Origin of the sequence: Campylobacter sp. RM9331 (assembly GCF_020137685.1) — a bacterium.
Classification (GTDB): Bacteria; Campylobacterota; Campylobacteria; order Campylobacterales; family Campylobacteraceae; genus Campylobacter_E.
In genome coordinates, this window is the sequence record NZ_JACGBA010000012.1 from 1 (window position 1) to 20793 (window position 20793).

The 20793-nt window shown below is 27.0% G+C and carries 19 protein-coding genes; 10 read left to right on the forward strand and 9 right to left on the reverse strand.

What is annotated here, in order from left to right; translation table 11 throughout:
* Positions 1-877: 877 nt before the first annotated feature.
* The 7 genes from AVBRAN9331_RS05785 to AVBRAN9331_RS05815 all read right to left on the reverse strand — a co-directional run bounded on the left by AVBRAN9331_RS05785 (position 878) and on the right by AVBRAN9331_RS05815 (position 9016).
* On the reverse strand, positions 878-1312 hold the full coding sequence (locus tag AVBRAN9331_RS05785; protein ID WP_336612624.1) for a tyrosine-type recombinase/integrase: 435 nt from the start codon (positions 1310-1312) through the stop codon (positions 878-880).
* A 202-nt stretch (positions 1313-1514) separates the two neighbouring features.
* Positions 1515-1931 carry a hypothetical protein gene (locus AVBRAN9331_RS05790; protein ID WP_214117182.1) on the reverse strand — a complete coding sequence of 139 codons (417 nt, stop codon included), beginning with the start codon at positions 1929-1931 and terminating at the stop codon, positions 1515-1517.
* Positions 1928-3178: an adenylosuccinate synthase gene (locus tag AVBRAN9331_RS05795; RefSeq protein WP_239803555.1), complete on the reverse strand. Its 1251-nt coding sequence runs from the start codon at positions 3176-3178 to the stop codon at positions 1928-1930. Before AVBRAN9331_RS05795 ends, AVBRAN9331_RS05790 begins: the two co-directional genes overlap by 4 nt.
* A complete protein-coding gene (locus AVBRAN9331_RS05800; RefSeq protein WP_336612610.1) occupies positions 3165-5582 on the reverse strand; it encodes a hypothetical protein in 2418 nt (805 codons plus the stop codon). The genes AVBRAN9331_RS05795 and AVBRAN9331_RS05800 overlap by 14 nt, the downstream gene beginning before the upstream one ends.
* Positions 5575-7797, reverse strand: coding sequence for an efflux RND transporter permease subunit (locus AVBRAN9331_RS05805; protein WP_336612611.1), 2223 nt, complete (start codon positions 7795-7797; stop codon positions 5575-5577). The genes AVBRAN9331_RS05800 and AVBRAN9331_RS05805 overlap by 8 nt, the downstream gene beginning before the upstream one ends.
* Before the next feature lie 44 nt (positions 7798-7841).
* A complete protein-coding gene (locus AVBRAN9331_RS05810) occupies positions 7842-8384 on the reverse strand; it encodes an MlaC/ttg2D family ABC transporter substrate-binding protein (RefSeq protein ID WP_336607322.1) in 543 nt (180 codons plus the stop codon).
* On the reverse strand, positions 8381-9016 hold the full coding sequence (locus AVBRAN9331_RS05815; RefSeq protein WP_239803552.1) for an MlaA family lipoprotein: 636 nt from the start codon (positions 9014-9016) through the stop codon (positions 8381-8383). Before AVBRAN9331_RS05815 ends, AVBRAN9331_RS05810 begins: the two co-directional genes overlap by 4 nt.
* Before the next feature lie 91 nt (positions 9017-9107).
* Here AVBRAN9331_RS05815 and AVBRAN9331_RS05820 point away from each other — a divergent pair, with 91 nt between their 5' ends.
* The 5 genes from AVBRAN9331_RS05820 to AVBRAN9331_RS05840 all read left to right on the forward strand — a co-directional run bounded on the left by AVBRAN9331_RS05820 (position 9108) and on the right by AVBRAN9331_RS05840 (position 14231).
* A complete protein-coding gene (locus tag AVBRAN9331_RS05820) occupies positions 9108-9803 on the forward strand; it encodes a molybdenum-dependent transcriptional regulator (RefSeq protein ID WP_336612612.1) in 696 nt (231 codons plus the stop codon).
* A 115-nt stretch (positions 9804-9918) separates the two neighbouring features.
* A complete protein-coding gene (gene ispF / locus AVBRAN9331_RS05825; protein ID WP_214117205.1) occupies positions 9919-11088 on the forward strand; it encodes a 2-C-methyl-D-erythritol 2,4-cyclodiphosphate synthase in 1170 nt (389 codons plus the stop codon).
* Positions 11069-11935 (forward strand): response regulator, encoded by an 867-nt coding sequence (locus AVBRAN9331_RS05830; protein WP_336612613.1) that lies wholly within the window; start codon positions 11069-11071, stop codon positions 11933-11935. The genes ispF and AVBRAN9331_RS05830 overlap by 20 nt, the downstream gene beginning before the upstream one ends.
* Positions 11916-13082, forward strand: coding sequence for a sulfate adenylyltransferase (locus AVBRAN9331_RS05835; RefSeq protein ID WP_336612614.1), 1167 nt, complete (start codon positions 11916-11918; stop codon positions 13080-13082). Before AVBRAN9331_RS05830 ends, AVBRAN9331_RS05835 begins: the two co-directional genes overlap by 20 nt.
* A gap of 9 nt (positions 13083-13091) precedes the next feature.
* Entirely contained in the window at positions 13092-14231 is a 1140-nt protein-coding gene (locus AVBRAN9331_RS05840; protein ID WP_214117213.1) for a tetrahydrodipicolinate N-succinyltransferase N-terminal domain-containing protein, read from the forward strand.
* A 601-nt stretch (positions 14232-14832) separates the two neighbouring features.
* On the opposite strand, the gene dapB is transcribed toward AVBRAN9331_RS05840, so the two are convergent.
* Together dapB and trxA are read right to left on the reverse strand one after the other, a co-directional pair.
* A complete protein-coding gene (dapB, locus tag AVBRAN9331_RS05845) occupies positions 14833-15570 on the reverse strand; it encodes a 4-hydroxy-tetrahydrodipicolinate reductase (RefSeq protein ID WP_214117215.1) in 738 nt (245 codons plus the stop codon).
* A 4-nt stretch (positions 15571-15574) separates the two neighbouring features.
* On the reverse strand, positions 15575-15883 hold the full coding sequence (trxA, locus tag AVBRAN9331_RS05850) for a thioredoxin (RefSeq protein ID WP_214117217.1): 309 nt from the start codon (positions 15881-15883) through the stop codon (positions 15575-15577).
* A gap of 104 nt (positions 15884-15987) precedes the next feature.
* Between trxA and AVBRAN9331_RS05855 the strand changes: the two genes are divergently transcribed.
* Genes AVBRAN9331_RS05855 through AVBRAN9331_RS05875 form a run of 5 tightly spaced genes read left to right on the forward strand, consistent with a single transcriptional unit; the run spans position 15988 to position 20774 of the window.
* Complete coding sequence (locus AVBRAN9331_RS05855) at positions 15988-16260, forward strand: NifU family protein (RefSeq protein WP_214117289.1); 273 nt, start codon at positions 15988-15990, stop codon at positions 16258-16260.
* On the forward strand, positions 16257-17597 hold the full coding sequence (locus tag AVBRAN9331_RS05860; RefSeq protein ID WP_214119955.1) for a UDP-N-acetylmuramoyl-L-alanyl-D-glutamate--2,6-diaminopimelate ligase: 1341 nt from the start codon (positions 16257-16259) through the stop codon (positions 17595-17597). The genes AVBRAN9331_RS05855 and AVBRAN9331_RS05860 overlap by 4 nt, the downstream gene beginning before the upstream one ends.
* On the forward strand, positions 17590-17892 hold the full coding sequence (locus tag AVBRAN9331_RS05865; protein ID WP_214117222.1) for a YbaB/EbfC family nucleoid-associated protein: 303 nt from the start codon (positions 17590-17592) through the stop codon (positions 17890-17892). Before AVBRAN9331_RS05860 ends, AVBRAN9331_RS05865 begins: the two co-directional genes overlap by 8 nt.
* The gene (locus AVBRAN9331_RS05870; RefSeq protein WP_336612615.1) at positions 17889-18929 is read left to right on the forward strand and encodes a DUF7488 domain-containing protein; all 1041 of its coding nucleotides are present in this window, start codon (positions 17889-17891) and stop codon (positions 18927-18929) included. Before AVBRAN9331_RS05865 ends, AVBRAN9331_RS05870 begins: the two co-directional genes overlap by 4 nt.
* Positions 18930-20774: a transketolase family protein gene (locus AVBRAN9331_RS05875; RefSeq protein WP_336612616.1), complete on the forward strand. Its 1845-nt coding sequence runs from the start codon at positions 18930-18932 to the stop codon at positions 20772-20774.
* The last annotated feature ends 19 nt before the right edge of the window (positions 20775-20793 follow it).

Consider the following 20793-nt stretch of genomic DNA (forward strand, 5'->3'; position numbering starts at 1 on the left):
CGTGAGCCCAACGCCATAACTAACCCCGCCTTGTCAATTTATTAAAAAAGTGCGAGATTTTTTTCTATAAGTTTTAAAAGTAATTTAAAAGCCTATTTTTTAGATATATAATCATTTAAGTTATATTTAAGAATATACTATTATACTAACGCAAAAATAAAATTAAACTTTACTTAAAAATGGTATGTTTTGAGCAATTAGGGCTCATAACCCGAAGGACGGGGGTTCAAATCCCTCTTTCGCAACCAATTTTCAATTCTTTTCATAGTATCTTAAATGTTTCTTACTCTCTATGAGTTAAATTTCCGAATAGTATCTTTTTAATACTTAAAATAAACTTAATGTTATAATTTTTTTGTTTTTAGGATTTTACTTTATATTTTAATAATTCTTCTCAAAACTAACTTAAAAAATGGGTAAAAAATGGGGTTTTCTTAAGTGAAACTTAATAAGGTTGAAATGCCTATGTGATAGGCATTTAAGGGACGAATTTTTAAAATCTCGCAAATTTGTATAAATAAGACAAGGCGGGGTTCGTTACGGCGTTGGGCTCACGCCCCCCGCCATAACTCACGCCCTTTTTATTCTCTCTTAGATTATTTAGCTTTAGATTTAATAAACTTAAAGATATAGCCTTTAAATGCGTTTAATGGTGCTTTAAATCGTTAAAGGGCTAATAATAAAGGTAAATATTGTTTTTAGTAGATTTTTGAAATAAAAGGCGTTTTTATGCGTTTGTGGTGTTAATGCTAACGCATTAACTAGAGTAAAAACGCTTTGCGTTTTTATTGCTACGGCTTAAAAGGGATTACCTTTTAAGCCTTTATGGGGGTTTCCCCCATACCCCAACAAAGCATAAAGCATAAATTAGTAAAAATTAATTATTGTTATTTAAAGGAGTTATAACGCTTTCTAAAATGCTATTAATTACCATTTTTGAAAGGTTTTTATTGCGTGTTAAGTAGCCGTGTGTAGTTGTAATGTTTGAATGTCCTAAGGTAAGCATTACGCTTTCCATACTAAGTCCTAAATGATTAATAGCATAAGTTCCTATTAAATGCCTTATGTCGTGAAGTCTCATTTTTGGTAGATTGTTTTTATTTAAAAAGTTATTCCAAGCTCTGCGTAAATCTATATATTTATTTGCCGTATCTGGGTTTGTAAAAACGAAATCTTCTTCGGAATTGAAAAAAGTCCATTCAAAATGTAGTTTTAATCTATCTTTTAAAAGTGGTGTTAATGAATATTCCATAGTTTTAGAGATTTTACAATTTTCGGAGCGTATTATATAGCTTTCGTTTTTAAAATCTATAACTTTTTATTTAAGGCTTAATACTTCGTTTTTTCTTCTTCCGTGTAGTAAGAATAAAAAAATATTACTATACTTATCTTTATTATTAACAATGGCTTTAATTATATTCTTTTGAATATCGGTTGTATATCTAAAATAAAGCTATTTTTGATTTACAGCCTTTTTTAATAATTTATCAAATATCTTACTAAAAACCTTAAACTTAATTTATATCTTGATTAGCTGCAAAAAATCTCATTGTTGCAATCTCATCTAACTCTAACGCTTGTTTTTTTTCAAATTCTTTTTTCTTTTTTTTAATTTCTTCATCGTGTAAGTATTTTATTTTCTCATAATCTAGCGAAGCTTTTTTATACAAATGAGTAAAATGCACTATCTCTTTTTCACATAAACTAATTTTCTCTAGTAATTCTTTTTGTTTATTTAAATTAAAAAAAATCGCTTCATTTGCTAATTTTATTTCAAGTATAGTTTTTGGTTCTGGATATGTGTCTAATTCTTTTTTTACTAATTCAAATTCTTGTTCAATTGCAGTTTTTTTAAGTTTTGCTTTATTTAAAGCAAGCTCTGCATTTTGTAAAGCTTGCTTTTTTACACTTAATATTTGTTTAAATTTCATAAAATGATTGTATCTTCACGCTCAGGAGAAGTAGAAATCATTTTTATTTTTACACCAACTAATTCTTCAATTTTTGAGATATATTTTTTCGCATTTACAGGTAAATCATCATATCTTCTAATTCCATAAATTTTACCAAAGCCATCAACACTTTCATAAATTGGTTTTACATTTTCTAAATCAGCTGGAACATAATCAATTATTTCGCCCTTATATTCATATGCTTTACAAATTTTAATGCTATCAAAATTTTCTAAAACATCTAATTTCATTAAAGCAAGTTCGCTAAGCCCGTTTAATCTAGCAGTATATCTTACAGCTACTGCATCAAACCATCCGCAGCGTCTTTTTCTACCTGTGCTAACACCTATTTCTTTTCCTATTTCGCCTATTCTTTCGCCCTGCTCTGTTTTATCTTCTGTAGGGAAAGGTCCGTGTCCAACTCTTGTAGTATAAGCTTTTACTATTCCTATTGATTTGCCTGCTTCATAAGGGCTTAATCCTAAACCGCTTAAAGCTCCTGCAGCAATAGTTGTTGAGCTAGTTACATAAGGATAAGTTCCGTGGTCAATATCTAATAAACTACCTTGAGCTCCCTCTAATAAGACTTTTTTATCTTCATCTAAAGCTTTCCATATAAGTCTTGTAGTATCACAAATAAATGGTGCTAACATTTCTTTATATCTTTTAAGATTAGCCAACAGCTCATTTGCATCAGGTGCATTTACGCCTAAAGTATCAAAATATGGTTTATTTATCACAAAATCTTTCAAAATTGCATTACAAAGTTTTTCAGGTTCAAGCAACTCACTTACTCTATGCCCACTTCTTGAAATCTTATCAGAATAGCAAGGTCCTATTCCTTTACCAGTCGTTCCTATTGCATTATCACCTTTAAATTTTTCTTTAGCGATGTCAATTTGTGCATGATAACTTAAATTAAGATGAGCTCTATCACTAATAAATAATCTACCTTCTAAATTATCAAATTGAGCCATTTCTGTAATCAAAACTTCAGGATTTAATACAACCCCGTTTCCTATTACATTTTTGCAACGATGATGCAAAATACCACTAGGTAATAAATGTAAAGCATAACGAACTCCATCAACCCAAATAGTATGACCTGCGTTGTGTCCTCCTGCACTCCTACATACAAAATCATAGTTAGCGCATAATTTATCTACAACTTTGCCTTTACCTTCATCTCCCCACTGAATACCTACTAATATGTCAGCTTTGCTCATATATATCTCCTATAAAAATATTATTTCCGTTTTCATACATTTGCATAATTTTATCTCTATTTTTTTCTTTCACTAAAGATACTAATCTACTCATATAATCTGCTTTAATAGCCAATTCTTCATTAGTAAAATCAAAATTTCTAATATTATTTAAGAATTTATCAAAATCTAAATTATCAAAAGATTCATTATTGTTAATTCTATTGCCAATTACTTTATAGTAATATTCGCAATACAAAATATCTAAATTCTCATTATTTACAATTCTATTTTTGCAAAATACAACAAAATTATCCAATTCTGCTGGGTCGTATTCTTGTCTAAAAATTAAACAATATAAATTCTCACCTAAAGAATTCTTAGTTACAACATAGCTTAATTTATTAGGATGCAATATGTTATTAAAGTCTTTTAAATAAACAATATCCTTAATAAAACAAGTTTTGCCATCTAATATATTTGCAATAATTTTATCTTGTTCTTTTGCTAACAAGTCTTTTAAATATATCTTAGGTACATTTTGAGTATTTAATAAATTTCTTAGTTCTTTATTGGCACTAATACATTTAAATTCTTTATCAAATATACCTATGATAGAATTACTTTGTTTATAAATATCACTAAAAGATATAGGTTCTTTTATTTCATCTTCTAATATATCTTGTTTTAATAAAGCAAGATGAGCTGTTATATTTAAAAATCTAGCTTGTTTACTATCATAATTATAATCTCTTGAAATATTAAAGCTAACTTTAAATTCTGCATATCTACCATTATTTTGTCTTAAATATAAATTTTGTTCAATTACTTTAGAATAATTTGTAAAACTATTATCTTTAAGATTTTTTAATTTTAATAAAAATTCAATATAAGCAGGATAGCTACTTTTATGTAAAAGCTCTTTAAAATAAGTATAACTTAAAGCTGTATAACCTAAAATCCTATCTATATTTTTACTACAACTTCTTATTTTTAACTTACCACCTTTAAGTGTAAAATTCATAGTAATAATGAAACTTTTTTCTAAAGCTTCATATTGAGATTTAATATTTTCATAACTTTTACTAACCATATTAGTATCTAAAATCATCAAAATATCATAGCAAAATCTCTCTGATCTCATAACGAATGGATATATTTTAACTTCTTTAAAGTCTTCTCCATTCACATAGTGTTCAGTTTGTATATAAAATCCTTGATTTTTAATAGAATTTTGCATATTGTTTGCAAAATTTATCGGGTCTATAATAGTATCTCTTTGTTCTTTTTTACCAAGCATATACAAATTCATTTTAGACATACCTGTAATTTTTTGATTATAAAAATCAAGTGCTGATTGATTTGCTTTAAAAATCTTAGCCGTAAAAGCATCAATCATTAGCATAGGAATTGTGCTTTTACTAAACATAGAGCTAAGTCTTTGTTCTAATTCTCTATATTCTTTTTTAATATCTTTATATTCAAGAACCGAAAATGCCGTTTGTTTTTGCAAGTCTTCTAAATCAGAGCCTTCTATTAGCTCAAAATTTTGAAACTCATCAATATCGCTAGCTCCTTGTAAATCATAGCAATATCTTACTTGCTTAACTAAACCATTTTCAACCAACATAGAATCAAGATAAGCATTCCAAAAATACATAACTAATATTATTAGTAAAAATGCGCTCAATATAAAATAATAATTAAAATACTCACTTACAGATATAAAGCTTCTTACATTAAAGCCACTATATTCTACTTCTTTAATAATATTATCAGAATTACTTGCTGTTTGATAAATTCCAGATAAATACCAATAGTAACTAAACTCATTTACATTGACAGATAAATCTAATTTTGATTGATTACTTGAATACAAAACATTACCAAAAGAATCTACTAATATATAATCTGTATTAAATTTATTCACACTTTTTAAAAGTTCTTTTAAATCAAGCTTTGCAACCAAAAATGTATTTTTATTATTCTCTAATTTTTTTGCAAAATATATGCTACTTTGTAAATCTTTTGTGGTTATTAATTCACTAATATAAGTAGTCTTATCTACTAAATTTCTAGTATTAATTTCTATGAATTTTTTTAAAGGGTCAACCTCATCACTACTAAATTTATCTAAGACTTCTCCATCTTCATTAAGATAATAAAATGCTGAAAATGTATTTAAATCCAAACTCTTTAAATCAGGATCCATCTCAAGTGCTTTTGAATATAAATCTAGTCTAATTTTATGCTGTTTTATAGCATTTTGAATACTATGAGAAATCAATTTATTATTGTTAATTAGCTTATCATTGACGGTTGTAAAATTCACATAAAAACTAAAAAACAAAACCAATACAAGCAAAATAAAAGTAATAAAAAAATTTTTTCTTAAAAGCCAAATTATATTATTAAACTTAAGCACTTAAATCCTTCTTTGATAATTCGTTTTTAAAATAACCCTTAAAATATAAACTAATTATAAGTGATGGCAATAAAAACAAAGAACCGCATAATAATAAAATCATAACTAAAACAGTCAGTAATCCAAAATAAATAGTAGGTGTAAAATTAGAGCTCATCATAAGACAAAATCCTAAAACAATAGTGCAAGTTGTATAGTAAAGTGCTGAACCAATACTTTGATGACTTGCCCTAATAGCATCATTTAAATTCCTTTTTTTGATTTCTTCTTTAAACCTATGCACATAATGTATTATATCATCAACTCCAATTCCAATAGAAATTGCAGCAATTGTAATACTCATTAAATCAAGGCTTAGTCCGCTAAAAGCAATAATCGCAAACAATAATGAAATAGGAATTAAATTAGCAATTATTCCAATAATACTAAATCTTATATTTCTAAAAATTATTAAAAACAATGCAAATAAGCTAAGTATAACAAAATTAAGAGTATCTACTTGAGAGCTTATAAGTGAGCTTAGCATATTGTTATAAAGCACCATAACTCCACTTACTTGAATATTTATATTATCATTTTTTGTAAGTTCTCTTAAATTATCATTTAAATCTTTTAAAAATTTAGCTCTTTTTAAAGTTTTATCACTATCAACCATTCTAATTGCTATTCTAAATTCTTTTGATTTTTCGTTGTAATATGGATAAATAATTTGCTTTTTAGTGCTTTCTTCAAGGTTATTTTGCAATATATTTAGCAAAAAGCCATCAATATCCTTACCATTATTCATAGATTTTGCAAAATCTAAAAGCGAATAAAGGCTTAAAACACTGCCTACATAATTTTGATTTTCTAAGAAATTATGAATTTTTTTTAGAATTTCTACTTTTGATGGTGTTAAATAATACTTATCACTATTATCTAAAAATTCAGCAAACTCATCAACTTGTTCATCGTCTTCATCGTTAAATTTAACAATTACATCTAACGGAAGCGTTCCGCCTAATTTTTCATCAATTAATAATAAACCTTTTTTAATATCACTACTATCTTTAAAATAATTCACAAAACTATTTTCAGCACTAAGCTTTGGAATTGAAACAATGGCAAAAACAACTATTATCAAGCTTACAAAATATACTATTTTTCTATGATTTATTGCAGTATTTGCACAAAACAATAAAAACTTAGGCTCTTTAGCAAAATATACATTTTTAAAATCTTTTTTTGCAAGTAACAAATAAGGCAAATATAAATAGCATAAAAGCAAGCTAACACTAATACCAATGCTCATCATAACACCTAATTCACTAATAGGTTTTATTCCTGAAAAAACAAGACTTAAAAACCCAACTACGGTTGTTAAAATAGCATAAAAGCTAGGTTTTGCTTTAGCTAATAATGTGTGTCTTACTTGTGTTAATCTATCTGTATTTTTATTAAAGTTTATAAGTTCTGAAAAATGAGATAATAAATGCACTATAACAGAAATTGTAATAATTAAAACCAATGCTACATAATTACTTGAAATAACGGTTATATTATAACCCAAAATCGCCAAAATTCCCGTCGTGCTAAAAAGAGAAATTAAGCATATAAACATACAAACAAATACAAAATACAAACTTCTAAAAAATATAAAAATAGCAATTGATAATAATACAAACAACCCTATTCCATAAACATATAAATCAGATTTAACATAAGTAATCATATCACTTGCAATAACGCTCATCCCACCTAAAATCAAATCATTATCAAGCGCAAATTGCTTTAATGTAACAATCAAATCATCTGGATTGTTTGCATATATTAAAAAATCAACAACCGAATAGTCTTTGCTAATTAAATTCTTTAAATAAAATTTATTTTTACTTATTTCATCTTTAGCTTTTAATAAATTAGCTCCTTCATTTATACTTTTTCCATCACTTAAAAATAATGGAGCATTTAAAATACTAAGAACTGATTTAACACCATCTATTTTTAATAGTTTTTTCTCTATATTTTGAAGTTTTTCAATACTTTCAATACTAAAGACATCGCCTTGGCTTTTATAGGCTAATACTAAAAAATCTTGAGAACCAAAAGTTTTTATACTTTCATTAAATAGTTGTAAATCCTTATCATCTTCTAAGAAAAAGCTAGTTGATTTTGCTTCAACTTCTATCTTTGTAGAATAATATGATAACCCTAAACAAAGTAAAAGAGTTATCATAAAAACTTTTTTAGAATTTACAAGAAGAAAATTAATTATTTTATTCATTTAAGCTTTTCAAATAAGCCATTAATTCCACTCTGTTTTATAATATCTAAAAACTGAGCTCTATAACTAGCTATTAAACTTGTATTTAAAATATCAATATCATATAACTTACATTCGTTATTGATAATTCTAAACTTAAATATCATTTCTTTAACCTGTTCTTCATACTCAACTTTCATATTTGCCTGACATCTTTTATCATCTATATTAGTGCTTGTTAATTCAAGGCTACTACCTTTAACCAAATCAATTTTAGATGAAAAATCTTTTTTAAGTCTTTCTATAAAAATATTTTGAAATTCTGCTAATTTTTCAGCGCTTAACTCATTAGCGTTTTTTGAAAGAACTAATTTTGTCATTAATTCAATATCTAAATCATCTTTTAATAAATTAAATAAATCTTGTGATTTATCGTTGCCATCACCTTTAAAGATATCTTGTATTTTTGCAACATCTAAAACAATGTCATCTTTAAAAGTATCAATTTTGTAAGCATATAAACTTGCTAAGCTTAAAGCTATTATTAATAATTTTTTCATTCTAATTCCTTTCGGTTTTTTTCATAAAAATCCCTTATTGTTACATAAGGATTTATACTTTTATAAGCTTCATTAATTAAAACAGAATTACTACTTGTTTTATCAATCAGCCCAAAAGTAGAAACGCTAATACTAGCATTATTAGTTAAATAAAAATTAGGCTTTAAAGCATAATCAAACGGCAAAGCCAAAGCATCTCTTACATTTGAAGGTCCTAAAAATGGTAAAACAATATGCTCTCCTGGTGGAACACCCCATCTAGCAAGCATCAAGCCAAAATCACTTTCTTTTTCATATTTAAAAGGTCTTAAAATACCACCTAAACCCAATGTGGTATTACCTAAAAATGCTCCTAATTCAGCAGTTCCTGATTTAAATTCTCCACTCAAGTATAAAGTAATAAATCTAAGCGGAGACCCTAAATTGTGGAAAAAATTATTAACACCTTTTTTAACTATTGGAGGAGTGATAGTATTGTAAATATTGCTAAGTGGTCTTAAACTCATATTATAAACTGCATAATTAAAACTAGTAACAGCTTTATTGTAATTATAAAATTTATCTACTCTTTCTACTTGATTAAATTCCGCTTCAAAATCATCAATTTCGTTCGCAACTACTAGCGTAATCAAAGAAAGGATAAAAAATAATTTTTTTATCACAAAATTACTCCATATTTAGTATTTTTGGCAAATAATAACAAAAAAATATTAAGAACAAACTATGAAAATTAATCTAGAAATTGAATTTATTTTAAATGATAATGTAAAAATTACAAAAAAACATATATTGCTTTTGCAACAAATCAAAATAGACAAAAGCATTAGCAAAGCTGCTAAGAATTTGAATATTTCTTATAAAAATGCTTGGGATAGTCTTGATGAAATAAGCAAAGCTAGTGAGTATAATCTATTTTCAAATACTTCAAGAAAAGAAGGAAGTAAATTAAGTGCTTTTAGTGAAAATATATTAAAAAAATATGAAGAGTTTTGCAAATTTAAAGCCAAACTCAATGATGATTTTACCTATAAACTATCAGCTCAAAATAAAATTAAGGCTAAAATAGTTGAGATTAAAAATGAGAAAAATTATATAAATCTAACTTGCAAATGCGGTGATGACTTAATAAAAGCAAATATTTCAGTAGCTGCTCTTACTGAATTAAATCTAAAATTATTTGATGAAGTTATATTAATAACAAAAATTAATTTTATAGAATTAGAAAATAATAAAGAAAATAGCTTTAATGCAATTATTCAAAATATAGATATTAAAGATGAGTTAATTTATTTTACATTAAATTTCAATAATCAAATCATCAAAGCAATTGGTAAAAAAAATAAATTATGTAAAAATTACTCAATAAATGATGTAATTCAATTTCAAATTCCCGCTAAAAAAATCATAGTATCTTTATAACTTGTTACGGAATGTAACAATTTTTAATTTAATTTATAAAAATGTTACATTTTAGATAAGATTTAAATAAAATTATGTTAAAAACTTACTCAAAATCATAATTTTAAGGATAATTATGTTGGATATAACGCTTATTTTATTAGCTGCAGGTAATTCTACTAGGTTTAATTTACCTTGTAAAAAGCAAAATTTATATATAAATAAATCCCCATTATGGCTATATTTAGCAAAAGAATTTGAGAAATTATATAAGTTTTCAAAAATAATAATTGTTTGTGATGAGCCTTGTTTTTATGAAGTTAAAGAGCCAAATTATATTTATGTTAAAGGCGGTAAAGAAAGATTTGAAAGTATTGAAAATGCTTTAGAAAAAGTAAATTCTCAATATGTTTTAATTACTGATGTAGCAAGAGCTTTTATAAATCCTAATGTATTAAACGAACTTATATTAAATGCTAAAAATTATGATTGCGTTTTTCCAGCTATTAAAATTGTTGATACAATTTATAATGAAGAAAAACAATGCTATTTAAATAGAAATGAACTAAGATTGGTTCAAACCCCACAACTTAGCAAAAGCTCTGCTTTAAAATCTGCGAATTTAAAAAATTTTACAGATGAAAGCTCGGCAATATTAGCAAATAACGGAACAATAAAAGCTATAAATGGAGATGAATTAAGCTTTAAAATAACTACAAAAAATGACTTGCAAAAATTAAAATTACTCAATCTAGCAAAGCCAAGTAAAGATATTTTTGTTGGATATGGATACGATGTTCATGAGTTTTGCCACTCTAATGTAGGGCATAAATTAGATGAAGATAATAAAAATGAAGAATTAATCTTAGCAGGTGTAAGACTAGGAAAAGAATACGCTCTAAAAGCACACTCTGATGGAGATGTATTAGCTCACGCATTTACTGATGCTTTATTTGGAGCTTGTGGCTTAGGAGATATTGGAGCTGCTTTTAGCCCTGATGATGATAATTATCATAACGCAAATTCTATGCAACTATTAAAACTTGCTTATGATAAATGCAAATCTTATGGATACGAGCTAATTAATGCTGATATTACAATATGTGCTGAAAAACCAAAACTCTTAAAATATAAACAAGAAATGCTAAAGAATTTAATCACTACCCTAAAAACAAGCAATATTAATATAAAAGCTACTACAACAGAAAAACTAGGTTTTGTTGGGCGATGCGAAGGTATAAGCGTAAGCGTAGTTGTTAATATGAAATTATTTGATTGGAGCGAGTATGAGAATATTAATAGTTGAAAATGAGATTTACTTAGCTCAAAGTATGGCTTTAAAGCTAAATGATGCTGGATATATTTGTGAAGTTGCAAATGATTTTAAAGATATAAAAAACAAATATTATGATGTTATTTTGCTATCTACTAATATAGATAATTTTTTAAAAGTTATTCAAAATCATAAAAATAGCGTTATATTATTGTTAGTTTCTTATGTGAGTAGTGATACAGTTAGTATGCCTATTGAAGCTGGAGCGTATGATTACATACAAAAACCTTTTATGATAGAAGAACTTATTAGAAAAATAAACTATTTTTATGGCTACAACAAGCTAAAAGCTCAAAATACCGCATTAAGTAGCTATATAAAATCAGTTATTGATTCAAAATTTCATACAGCAAAAAGATTAGTATTTCCAACACTAATAAAAACAAATAAGCAAATCTTAGCAGATAGCTATGTTTTTAATTATGTATTCTCTCATAATGTAAATATTCATTTTACTGATTTAAGTAGCTCATTTAATCTAAATAATTTATTAGTAGGAGATAGAGATATTAGATATTTTACAAATTTTCAAGTTTTAAAAGGCTCTAAATTAGAGCAAATTATAAAGCTTAGTAAAGGGCAAAATTTTATATTTCACACTAATGGAAATGCCGATATTGAAGGCTTTAATATAATTGAGCTAGAAGATAATTCAAATACACTAGCATTAGGAGAAATTCTAACAATTGATGATTACATAAAAAATATGATAATTAATTGGCAAAAAAGCTATTCTGATACAGAACTTAGTAAAAAATTAGGATTAAGCAGAAAATCACTTTGGGAAAAAAGGAGAAAATATGGAATCAATAAAAGATAAAATAAAAGAAATAAAAATTACTGAAAAAGAATTAAGTATATTAAGTCTAATTGAAATTAATTCTTTTAATACCAATGGATATTTACCAAATAAAGAAGAAGTTTTTAAAGAATTTAATTCCGCCACAATTGATAAAAATATATCAGCCTGTACTTTGGCTTTTTCTCCTAATTACGAATTAAATAATGATATTAAAAACTATCAATTTAACAATGAAATTACATTAATATTAAATGATAAAAAAGTAGGAAAAATCACTCAAGCAACTACTTTTGATAATGATAAAGCATACACAAATATATTTAGTGCAAATACTTGCAAATTAGATAAAGAATTAAATCCTTGCATAGCAGGAAAGGTTGAGATTTTTAATAATGAATTTAAAAAAGTAAAAACTGCTCTAAATAATAAAATCAAAAAAAATAATGCCAAAAAAATAACAGCCCTAATCCTAAATGCCGACCCAATTACAAGAGCACACGAAAGAATGCTAAGATGGACTATTGATAAGGCTGATTTAGTGATAATTTTCGTAGTTGAAGGATATGATACAAATTCTTTAAATTTTCAAGCAAAAAAAGAATGCTTTGAATACTATGCGAAAAACTTTTTACCACTTGAGAGAATTTTCCCTGTGTATTTAAAAAACATAGATTTATTTAGTCCTTATCTTGACCCAAATTACGAATGTTTATTGGCAAGTTCATTTGGTGCAAATAAGCTAGTAATAGGACAAAACCATCAAGGTTTAGGATTGTTTTATGATAATAATTTAGCACATACAGCTATAGATGAATTATCTAAAAAAACAGGCTTAGAGCTAATAGTTTTACCTGAATTTGTATTTTGTAATAAATGCAATGTAATGGTAAGCACAAAATCATGCCCACACGGAGCTCATCATCACATAAAATATCGCTCATCAATGATTAGAGAAATGCTTCATTCAGGGCTAATCCCGCCAACCGTTTTAGTAAGAAAAGAAATATCAGCAAAGCTATTAGCACACTTACACCCTAATAGATTTAAAAATGTTCAAATGATTTATGATGGATTATTTCCAAGTAATGGTATTATAGAAAAACGAAGTGATGAAGACCTTTATAAAGAGCTAATTACTTTATATCAAACAAGTTATATGATTTAAGGAGATTTTATGAATAATTTTAATGAATTTTGTGAAAAAGTTCAAAGCGAAAAAGACTTTTTTAAACCACTTGCGTTTGCTTTAGGAGTTGGGTATTTCGGACAAAAAAGCAAAGAATTAATTTATATTGATTTTGCAAATGTAAATTATATGCAAAATTTCGGCACTTTTGCTGTGTATTTTAAAGAATTAGCACTAAATAATTACAAAAATGAAAGTGAGTTTTGTATCGAGCTTAAAGAAGAGCAAATCAAAAATATCTTAAAACATTTTGAATGCTTTGAAAACGATGGCAAAAGACACGAAAATATAATAAGCCTAAAAGCGGCTTTAAAAAATATAAAAAATGAAAGATTTTTCCTAGTTGCACTAAATAGCGATGAAGCACCTAAAAGTATTGCTAGTGTTTATTTAAAACTACATTTATTATCAAGACAATTCGTAAAACCAAGAGAGATTAATCTAAATGGAGCTTTTGGACTATTAAAAAATCTTGCTTGGAGCAATTCAAAACCTTATGAATTAGAATATTTAAGAGAATTTGAAGCTGAATTAAAATTTAGCAAAACTTATCCTGAAATTGATTTTGTAGATAAATTCCCAAGATATTTACAAACAATAATCCCAGCTGATAATACAAGGATTTTAGATACTTCTAAGGTTAGATTAGGAGCACATTTAGCTAATGGAACAACGATTATGCCAGGTGCAAGTTATGTGAATTTTAACGCAGGAACTCTAGGTTCGGTAATGTGTGAAGGTAGAATTTCAAGCTCTGCAATAGTAGGCGAAGGTAGTGATGTTGGCGGTGGTGCAAGTATTTTAGGAGTATTAAGCGGGACTGATGGCACACCAATTAGTGTTGGTAAAAGATGTTTATTAGGAGCAAATAGTGTTACAGGAATAGTTTTAGGAGATGATTGTGTAATTGATGCAGGTATTGCAATTTTAGGTGGAAGCAAGGTTGAATTGTTATTATGTGATGGACTTAAGAATGCAAATCCTAATTTTAATTTTGATAAAAATGTTTATAAAGCTAAAGAATTATCAGGATTAAATGCCCTACACTTTAGACTAAACTCAACTAATGGAAAACTTCAAGTAGGCTTTAATAAAAAAGCAATTAAACTAAATAAAGATTTACATTAAAACTAAGAAATTACGAGAAATCGTAATTTCTAAATATCACTTAAAATATGTATTTTATTGATATTAATTATAAACTTATAAACCAATAAGAATATGCTTATAAAATTCTTTGAATTATAAGTTTATTTCTAGTTTGATATATAAATTTATGAATATAAAAGAATATAAAAACAAATTTATTTTACAACAACAATTGCTCTGCAATAAAAAATTTTATAAATATTTTAATAAAGCAAATAATAATCCATAAATTTGAATACTAATTATTTTGTGAAGCTTTAAAATATCTTAGCTTAAATTCTCTTAAAAATTTTAATATCTGTTTTAATAAAAAATTCTATCAATTTTAACACATAAATTGATTTTAAAATCTATTTAGTAGGTTTTACAAAAATTATTAAATTACATTTTAAGGACTTTAAAAACATTTTATAAAGCAAAAGCCCTTTTTATAAATCACTTATATTGTAAAAATTAAGCTCAAATAACGATTATAAATTTTAAACCTGTATTGTTTAAGGGTATTATTTTTATTCGTTATTAAGCAATACTAATTGCAAATTTTATAAGCAATCTTAAAAATAAAATATGTTTTTATAATTTACTTATTTAATAATTCACCTACAAAATCACTCATAGAATAATTTTTATTCTCTTTAGTAATAAGCCATTTTGCTACATTAATAGCACCTTTAGCAAATATTACTCTAGAATTTGCATTATGAATTAATTCTATACTTTCATCATCTCCATAAAATCCAACGCTATGATACCCTGCAACGCTTCCACCTCTAAGGCTTACTAAACCTATTTCGTTATCTTCTCTTTTGCCTTCTCTGTTAAAGCAAATCTTATGCTCTTTATTTAAAGCTTTATTTCTAGCTTCAAGTGCATTTTTTGCTAATGTTAGAGCTGTTCCACTAGGAGCATCAACTTTATGTTTATGATGTTTTTCATAAATTTCTATATCAAATTCTTTTAAAGCAAGTGCAGCAATTTTCGTAAGTTCATTTAATATTGCAACACCCAATGAAGTATTAGAAGCCCAAAAAAACTTACCTTTATAAGTTTTAGCTTTTTTAAAATATTCATCTTTAAGCCCAGTAGTTCCAACAACTAAAGCTGGTGGATTATCTAATAAGCTAGCTTTTTCAAGTAACTCAACACTAGCAGCAGGAGTAGAAAAATCTATTATAACATTAGCTTTAAAAAGCTCATTATAATCATTATTTTCCTTAGTAAAAGAATATACTAAATCAATATTCTCATCAGCCAAAGCTAGTTTTACTAGCTCCTTACCCATTCTACCATTTGCCCCAAATACTGCTAGATTTATCATTTTATTATAATAGTGAGTTTAATTTATCAGCTAAAGCTTGTTTTGCTTGAGCACCAATTACCGTATCAACTATTTCGCCATTTTTGAAAAATAACATAGTAGGAACTGAGCGAATTCCAAACTCAGCAGCTAATTCTTCACAATCATCAATATTAACTTTAGCCACTAATGCTTTACCTTCAAATTCATTTGCTAATTCTTCAATAGCAGGTGCAAGCATTCTGCAAGGTCCACACCATGGTGCCCAAAAATCTACTAAAGCAACGCCTTTTTTAGCTAAATTAATATTTTCACTTGTTAATTCTTTTGCCATTTTATTCTCCTAAAAAAATATTTGTAAATAAAAATTATCATCTAACTTAGTTAATGAATATTTATTTTATTAAAGCACAATAACACAAATTACAATAAGGAAAAATTATGATATTTAGTGATGAAGAATTAATTGAACCTTGTTTAAATGTCCTAAAATCAAAGCTTCACATACTTCATAATGATGGTGGTGATTTGGAGTTTTTGGGTGTTAAAAACGGGGTTGTTTATATAAAATTACTTGGTGCTTGTCATGGTTGTGCTGCTGCAAATACCACTTTAAAATTAGGGCTTGAAAGGGCTTTAAAAGAACAAATTGATAGCAATATTTCGCTAATAAATCTTGAAGGTGGAAAGGAAGCTTTTGAAAAACTATGAAAGTTAATTTAGATAATTCTTACATAACAGATAATTCAAATGAATGTGAAAAAGGTTGTTATTTTTTACTAACTAATTCAAATTCCAAATACGAAAACGATGCAAAATCTAAAGGTGCTTTAGTAATTAACGAAGCAAAAGCAAGAGAACTTTTAAAAATCAATGAAAATATAAAAATTATAGGTATAACAGGCACAAATGGTAAAACCACTACCGCTGCTGCAATTTATTCTATATTGCTTGATTTAGGTAAAAAAGTATTTTTATGTGGAACTCGTGGGGCATTTTGTAATGATAAAAAAGTTGCGGCAAAATCTTTAACAACAGGATTTTTATTAGAATTATTATCGTATTTACAAATTGCAACTTTAAATAATTGCGAATATTTTGTAATGGAAGTAAGCTCTCACGCAATTGCACAAAATCGCTGTGGAGATATGAAATTCGCTGCTAAAATCTATACTAATTTAACTCAAGACCATTTAGACTTTCACGAAACTTTTGAAAATTATGCAAATTGTAAAGCAAGTTTTTTTCAAGATGAATGCTTAAAAATAATAAATCAAGATGCTTATAAATTTTCTTATAATGTAAAAGGTGCTATTACTTATGGTATAGAAAATCCTGCTTTATATAGCGTAAAAGCTTATACATTAATTGATGGTATTGAAGCAGTTTTTGCTGTTAAAAATGAGCTTTATGAGATTAGCTCTTCTTTAAAAGGCTTATTTAATATCTATAATCTTCTTGCAGCTTTTGCTTGTGTTAATGAATTAGTAAAACCTAATAAAGATGATTTAACTAATGCTATTGCTAATTATGCAGGGGTAATGGGAAGAATGCAAAGCATTCCTAATAAATATAATAAAGAAATAATAGTAGATTTTGCCCATACTCCAGATGGAATTGCTAATGTGCTAGAAGCAATGAAGCATAAAGAATTAATAGTAGTATTGGGCGCAGGTGGTAATCGCGATAAAAGTAAAAGAACTCCTATGGCAAAAATAGCTAGTCATTATGCAAAAACTTTATTTTTAACAAGTGATAATCCAAGAGATGAAGAACCTATTGCTATTCTTAAAGATATGATAGATGGCTTAAGCGAAAACGAATTAAAAAATATAAATATTGTAATTGATAGAAGATTAGCAATTTATAAAGCACTTTTAGCTCAAAATAAAAATGAATGTGTTATGATTTTAGGTAAAGGTGATGAAGATTACCAAGAAATAAAAGGTGTAAAATATCCATTTTTAGATGAAAAAGTAGCACTTGAATGCTTAGATGAAATACACAATTATGAAGAAAAAATTAGATTGAAAGGTGAATATGTTTAAAGATTTTGATTTTTCTAAAATGCAAGAAATGTTGCAAGATGTCCAAAATAAAGCTAAAGAATTTGAAAACGAATTAGCAAATAAAGAATTTGTAGCAAAAAGTGGTGCTGGAATGGTAGAAGTTAAAGTAAATGGCAAATTTCAAGTAATTGATATAAAAATAGATGATGAATTATTAAAAGACAAATCATCTATGCAAATATTATTAATTTCTGCACTAAATGAAGCATTAGAAAGTGCAAGTTCAAGCACAAAAAATGCTGCGGCTGATATGTTTTTTAAGGCAGGAAAATGAGAAAACTTGCATTATCTTTAATGTTAGTAGCGACCTTATTTGGCGTAGAGCGACCTACATTTGATGATTATTTAGCATGTTATGAAAAAAATAAAGCAAGTATGTTAAATTACGAAGGCTTACCTGCTTTTGTGTTAGATGAAAATCTTTTAGCTGTAGTAAAATTACCTGATACAAAATTAAATTCATACATTAAATACGACCCATTTTTAAATCTTTATTTAGTAAGGACTGATTTTTCTTTAATAAAGCCAATCACAGATGATGAAACAACAAGAACTAGAAATGATTGGCTAGGAATTATTGATGCTAAAAAAGAATATATAGGACATTTAAAATATCTAGCTCAAGGTTTGTTTGAAAGAGATAAGCTTGATTTTAATACAAAAATTGGTTTATTAAATTCTCCTTGTTGCAAGGTTTTAGGTATTAGTTTATTAAATGGAGAATTTATAGGAAATCGCTATTTAAATCATTTTAAAAAATATAATGATGTTTATTGGGGCGATATTGGTGCTACATTTACTCAAAGAGGGGATAGATATTTTGTAAGTGGTATTACTTTTAATAGCAACTTAAGATTAAATGATGAAATCTTAAGCATAGATGATAAGCCTATAGAATCACTTAGGGCATTAAACGAAAGAATACTTTTTGCAGAAAATCAAAGCACTATTTATTTAAAAGTTTTAAGAGATAATGAAGAAATTAATATAAGCTCTGTTGTAAGTCCTAAAATATACGAACAACCAGTATTTACAACAAAAAAAGCAATTGTTAAAAAACAGATTTCAAATTCTTTAGGAATAACTTTAGATAATAATCTAAATGTAATAGGAATTTCAAATAAAAATTTAGGCTTTAAGCTAAAAGATAAAATCCTAAGAGTAAATAATGTAATAGTAAATACTAAAGTAGATTTTAATAAACAAATTCAACAAAGCGGTGTTTTAAATATATTAATCCAAAGATATATTAAAGACGAGAATAAAAACGGGGATTTTCAATTCTTTATAACAATTAACAAAGGAAAATAAATGTTAGAAAAAATGTCAAATAATTTAAGATTTTTAAGTGTAGATATGATTAATCGTGCAAATAGTGGTCATCCAGGCGTAGCAATGGGGCTTAGTGATATTTTAGCAGTGCTTAGCACAAAAATTAATCTAAATACAAAAAATCATATAAATCGTGATAGATTAGTATTTTCAGGCGGACACGCAAGTTCTTTAATATATTCATTTTTACATTTAAGTGGATTTAATTTAAGTCTTGATGAGCTTAAAAATTTTCGCCAATTAGGCTCACTTGCAGCAGGGCATCCTGAGATTAAAACTCACGGAGTAGAAATAGATACAGGCCCACTTGGTCAAGGTATTGCAAATGCTGTTGGTTTCGCAATGGCAGCAAAATTTGCTAGTAGCAAACTAAATAATTCGTTAAATCATAAAATATACTGCCTTTGTGGAGATGGGGATTTGCAAGAAGGAATTAGCTATGAGGCTTGTTCTTTAGCAAATGTTCATAATTTAAATAACTTAGTATTAATTTATGATAGTAACGAAATTAGTATTGAAGGCGATGTAAAACAAGCATTTCGTGATGATATAAAGGCTAGATTTAGTAGTGTTGGCTTTGATGTTTATACTATTGATGGGCATAATTTTGATGAAATTAGCAAGGCTTTAGAAATGACTAAAAATGCTGAGCGTCCAAGTATTATCATAGCTAAAACCAAGATTGGAAAAGGTGCTTGTGAATTAGAAGGAAGCGAGAAAACTCACGGCTCACCACTAGGTGCTGAACTAGCTTTAAAAGCTAAAAAAGCAGCTAATTGGAATGAAAATGAATTTTATATAGATAGTGAAGCTAAAAATGGCTTTGAGAAAATGTGTAGAAGAAGTGATGAGTATTTTGCAAGTTGGGATAAAGCAAATAAATTTAATGATGAACAATTAGAATTTATAGCTTATTTAGAAGGCAAAAAAGATTTAAATGTGGATTTTTCTAAACTTGATTTAAGTAAAAATTACGCTACAAGAGATAGCAACCACGCTTGTCTAAACGAAATAGCAAAACAAATTCCTACATTTTTAGGTGGTTCAGCGGACTTAGCACCATCAAATAAAACTTATCTAAAAGATTATGCAGATATTAGAAATGGTGGTAAAAATATAGCTTTTGGTATTCGTGAGCATGCAATGGGTGCTATTATAAATGCAATGGCAAGATATGGTTTACATCCGTTTTGTGCTACATTTTTAGTATTTAGTGATTATTTAAAGCCTTCAATAAGATTAGCGGCTTTAATGAATTTAAAAGCATTTTTTGTATTTTCACACGATAGCATAGGAGTAGGAGAAGATGGTCCAACTCATCAACCAATTGAGCAAATCAGCACTCTTAGAAATATTCCTAATCTATACACTTTCCGTCCTGCTGATATGGCTGAAAATATAGCTTGTTGGCAAGTAGCTTTAAAGCTAAATAATCCAAGTGCATTCACACTTAGTCGCTCAGCACTTCCAAGCTTAAATACAAGCATTCCTGATATTAGCAAGGGAGCTTATTTTATAAAATATAGCGATAATGCAGAAGCTACAATAATTGCAAGTGGTAGCGAAGTTGCACTTGCACTTGAAATTGCAAAAGATAAAAATATAAATGTATTAAGTATGCCTTGCTTTGAATTATTTGATAAAGAATTTGATAAATCTTTATTAAAAGGCAAGATTATCGGAATAGAAGCTGCAAGGTCTTATGAATTATATAAATACTGCGATGAGCTTTTCATAATGGATAGTTTTGGCGCTAGTGGTAAAGAAAAAGATGTATTTAAATATTTTGGATTTGATGCAGAAAAAATAAAAGAAAAACTATAAGTTTAAAGGCAATTTATTT

What these genes read in the sequence shown, in the direction of transcription:
- AVBRAN9331_RS05835 (WP_336612614.1), top strand. Translation starts at nt 11,916, where the DNA reads ATGGAATCAATAAAAGATAAAATAAAAGAAATAAAAATTACTGAAAAA.
- AVBRAN9331_RS05790 (WP_214117182.1), bottom strand. Translation starts at nt 1,931, where the DNA reads ATGAAATTTAAACAAATATTAAGTGTAAAAAAGCAAGCTTTACAAAAT.
- dapB (WP_214117215.1), bottom strand. Translation starts at nt 15,570, where the DNA reads ATGATAAATCTAGCAGTATTTGGGGCAAATGGTAGAATGGGTAAGGAG.
- AVBRAN9331_RS05860 (WP_214119955.1), top strand. Translation starts at nt 16,257, where the DNA reads ATGAAAGTTAATTTAGATAATTCTTACATAACAGATAATTCAAATGAA.
- trxA (WP_214117217.1), bottom strand. Translation starts at nt 15,883, where the DNA reads ATGGCAAAAGAATTAACAAGTGAAAATATTAATTTAGCTAAAAAAGGC.
- AVBRAN9331_RS05870 (WP_336612615.1), top strand. Translation starts at nt 17,889, where the DNA reads ATGAGAAAACTTGCATTATCTTTAATGTTAGTAGCGACCTTATTTGGC.
- AVBRAN9331_RS05865 (WP_214117222.1), top strand. Translation starts at nt 17,590, where the DNA reads ATGTTTAAAGATTTTGATTTTTCTAAAATGCAAGAAATGTTGCAAGAT.
- ispF (WP_214117205.1), top strand. Translation starts at nt 9,919, where the DNA reads ATGTTGGATATAACGCTTATTTTATTAGCTGCAGGTAATTCTACTAGG.
- AVBRAN9331_RS05805 (WP_336612611.1), bottom strand. Translation starts at nt 7,797, where the DNA reads ATGATAACTCTTTTACTTTGTTTAGGGTTATCATATTATTCTACAAAG.
- AVBRAN9331_RS05820 (WP_336612612.1), top strand. Translation starts at nt 9,108, where the DNA reads ATGAAAATTAATCTAGAAATTGAATTTATTTTAAATGATAATGTAAAA.
- AVBRAN9331_RS05795 (WP_239803555.1), bottom strand. Translation starts at nt 3,178, where the DNA reads ATGAGCAAAGCTGACATATTAGTAGGTATTCAGTGGGGAGATGAAGGT.
- AVBRAN9331_RS05830 (WP_336612613.1), top strand. Translation starts at nt 11,069, where the DNA reads ATGAGAATATTAATAGTTGAAAATGAGATTTACTTAGCTCAAAGTATG.
- AVBRAN9331_RS05840 (WP_214117213.1), top strand. Translation starts at nt 13,092, where the DNA reads ATGAATAATTTTAATGAATTTTGTGAAAAAGTTCAAAGCGAAAAAGAC.
- AVBRAN9331_RS05875 (WP_336612616.1), top strand. Translation starts at nt 18,930, where the DNA reads ATGTTAGAAAAAATGTCAAATAATTTAAGATTTTTAAGTGTAGATATG.
- AVBRAN9331_RS05810 (WP_336607322.1), bottom strand. Translation starts at nt 8,384, where the DNA reads ATGAAAAAATTATTAATAATAGCTTTAAGCTTAGCAAGTTTATATGCT.